Origin of the sequence: Microcystis sp. M53602_WE12, from assembly GCF_030065455.1 — a bacterium.
Taxonomy (GTDB): Bacteria; Cyanobacteriota; Cyanobacteriia; order Cyanobacteriales; family Microcystaceae; genus Microcystis; species Microcystis aeruginosa.
The window spans coordinates 1-2794 of sequence record NZ_JASJFB010000760.1; the positions used below are offsets into that span (position 1 = coordinate 1).

Below are 2794 nucleotides of genomic sequence, written 5' to 3' on the forward strand. Positions count from 1 at the left end.
GGATGAGAGGCGCAACATTTTGAGATTTTTTCCCAAACCTTGCCAAGAATATTATCTCTTATCTTGACCAGATGGATTGACTTCAGGGGGTGACAAAACAAAGCGAGCAACTGGAACATCTCCCCCTAGATGTTAAGTCTGATTGACCGGTCATTCTCAACAAGCACTGTTTATTGAGAATGACCGGGGGAACTCTGAAATTTTCGGCTTAGTTGCCGGCAGCTTGCCGCCAACTCACTCCTCTAGATAAGTATTTTGACTCGCGCCCCTTCCCCTTTTGAGACGTTGTGACACTTAGGGTGCGGAATGTGGGTTGAAGAATACCTCAGATGGAGTGCGATAGTCAAGGGCTTTTCGGGGTCGATGGTTGATTAAGTCTGTCACTCGGTCTACCTCAGCTTGTTTGACGATGAGAGAAATTTGTCCCTTTCGGGAAAAACTGCCGCATGAGACCGTTAGTATGCTCGTTGAGTCCTCGCTCCCAAGAATGGTAAGGATTAGCAAAGTAGCATTTAACTCCTAATTGATGTGAGGAGCTTCGTCTTGGGTTTCCTCTCTTGGTGGTACAAGTCAGGTTACCTTGATGAGCCTCCTCATTGGAAGACTACCCTAGTGGTGCACTTCATTTTTGAATCGGCGTTTGGTTGTTTTCGTCTTCCTAAGTCCAAAAATCGAATTTATCACGGCATTGAATCAAGGGGCGGCGCTATTTATTAATAAAAAAAGGTAGTTCTAGTGCATCGCCCGTTACGTTTTGTGTCGTATTCAAGCAATTCATACAGTTTTAATCAATTCACACATCAAATCAAACAACCATCTATCAGGGTAATAGCAGAAGCAGAATTGTTGACTCGACTCAGGTAAGCAGTTCTCAAATTCAATAAGGAGCGTACATGATGAGATTGATGAAAACTGGTGCTAAATTTGTGATCAAAGGTACTTTAAGTAGCGGAATTCTCTTCGGTGGATTGATAATTGTGGCTAATCCAATGTTAGCCGCTACAGTCACTGTCGGATGTGCTGCAACGGATTCGTGTACTCTAACTGAGCTTTTTAATGGTGGTTCTATTCAGGTAGGACAAGAAATTCTAAGTAACTGGTCTTTGGTAAATAGTAGTATAACTGGGACAGCTACCAGCTTTGACTTCAATAATATTGTAGTACAAGAAGAAGACCCGATAGCCTTTGGTCATGGAGTAGCCTATTATGCTAACAATCAGGAACTGAGTGTTTTTGGTGCAGGGACGAAAAGCTTCAGTTACAATTTCAAGGTTACAAGCCTAGAGAACGATATCACTGAGATAACATCGCCTCTGCGATATCGTTCTCTCAATGGTTTCTCACCTTTTTTAACAGGGACTATTGACGTGGGAACTACACAAGGAAGTAACAACATTGGTAGTGCTACTTCAATATATTCCTTCTCTCAAGTCATCAATGGACCTCCTGTAGCTATTCCTAACCTATCTAGTTTTTGGGTAGATACAAGTATTGATATTTTGTCTGATTATGATGTTGGTTTTGCCCAATTGGGATACCTTGGTGGTGGATCACAGGGAAGGGCATACCAGCAACTTTTTCAACTTGCCCCTGTTTCCAGTTCAGTTCCCGAACCCTCCTCTGTTCTTGGGCTTCTTGCCTTCGGCACTTTAGGAGCAGGTGCAGTCCTCAAGCGCAAAATTAAACCATCTAAATCCACTGGAAAAGAACTAGAAAAAGATTCCTAACAATCAGAAAACCCCACAAACGCCCCTTCAATAAGAAAATGAAGGGGTTTATTATTGCCTCAGCCTGAATCGAATGTTGATATTGACCATGCGATGCAACTTCAAGCGATACCGCCGCTCTGTTAATTCCTTGACTGATTATTCCAGTTTGGGTATATTGTTGAATGATCCGAATTTCTAAAAGTATGTCGCGGGAAAAACCCTTGTATTGGGTGGCCTCTGCGAAAAAGGACTACCTGACTTTCCCTGCCGAGGTGCAGGACGATATGGGCTATGCCCTTGGTCTAGCGCAGTTGGGGGGTAAACATCCAAAGGCTAAACCTTGGAAGGGTGAAGGGGCAGGAGTATTTGAGATCGTCGAAGATCATCGAGGCGACACTTATCGAGCGGTCTATACTGTGCGCTTCGCTGAAGTTGTTTACGTTCTGCACGCATTCCAGAAAAAGTCGAAGTCTGGAATCAAGACACCTCAAGAGGATGTAAAGCTTATTGTTGAACGGATGAAACGCGCACAAGCGGATTATGAAAGTAGAGGGACAAAATGAGCAATTTGGAAATCACTCGCGGCACCACGAACGTTTTCGCTGACCTTGGTTATCCAGACGCAACCGAACGGCAAACGAAAACACGCCTAGCCCTGGCCGTTAACGAACTTCTGAAAAGTCGCAAGCTGAAACAGAGGGAGATTGCCATACTGCTTAATATCCCGCAGCCCAAGGTTTCAGCACTAAAAAACTATCGGCTCGATCAATTTTCAGTTGAACGATTGATGGAATTTCTCACGGCATTGAATCAAGATGTCGAGATCGTCATCCGGCCTCGTAGCGATACAAAAGAGGTCGGACATATTTCTGTTCTAGCAGTGCAATAAGAGCAGCAGAGACAAAAAGAGTGGCCTTACCGTCTGTTAAGGGCGGCGCTATTTATGGCTCTTCGTTACCCTTTATGCTAAATCAACATACAAGATGCCAAGATAACATACTTCTAACCCAAAAATTCCGAAAGTTTCTAAAGCCATAGCCTCTCCGTTTTATTAGTTTAAGTTTATTGTTGATTCCCTCGACCAC

The 2794-nt window shown here is 43.7% G+C and carries 4 protein-coding genes and 1 pseudogene; 3 read left to right on the forward strand and 2 right to left on the reverse strand.

All coding sequences use genetic code 11. The features are described 5' to 3' along the window. Window positions 1–294: 294 nt before the first annotated feature. Window positions 295–508 (reverse strand): annotated as a pseudogene (locus PX482_RS23435) (IS30 family transposase); the annotation flags it as partial. 397 nt (window positions 509–905) lie between these two features. Between PX482_RS23435 and PX482_RS23440 the strand changes: the two are divergent. The 3 genes from PX482_RS23440 to PX482_RS23450 all read left to right on the forward strand — a co-directional run bounded on the left by PX482_RS23440 (window position 906) and on the right by PX482_RS23450 (window position 2598). Next, window positions 906–1727, forward strand: a complete 822-nt coding sequence (locus tag PX482_RS23440; RefSeq protein WP_288027058.1) for a PEP-CTERM sorting domain-containing protein — start codon at window positions 906–908, stop codon at window positions 1725–1727. A 164-nt stretch (window positions 1728–1891) separates the two neighbouring features. Then, window positions 1892–2272 (forward strand): type II toxin-antitoxin system RelE/ParE family toxin, encoded by a 381-nt coding sequence (locus PX482_RS23445; RefSeq protein WP_002763221.1) that lies wholly within the window; start codon window positions 1892–1894, stop codon window positions 2270–2272. Beyond that, window positions 2269–2598 (forward strand): helix-turn-helix domain-containing protein, encoded by a 330-nt coding sequence (locus tag PX482_RS23450; protein ID WP_002763223.1) that lies wholly within the window; start codon window positions 2269–2271, stop codon window positions 2596–2598. The genes PX482_RS23445 and PX482_RS23450 overlap by 4 nt, the downstream gene beginning before the upstream one ends. An 82-nt stretch (window positions 2599–2680) precedes the next feature. On the opposite strand, the gene PX482_RS23455 is transcribed toward PX482_RS23450, so the two are convergent. After that, the coding region (locus PX482_RS23455; protein WP_130758671.1) for a transposase at window positions 2681–2794 on the reverse strand (114 nt) is incomplete at its 5' end.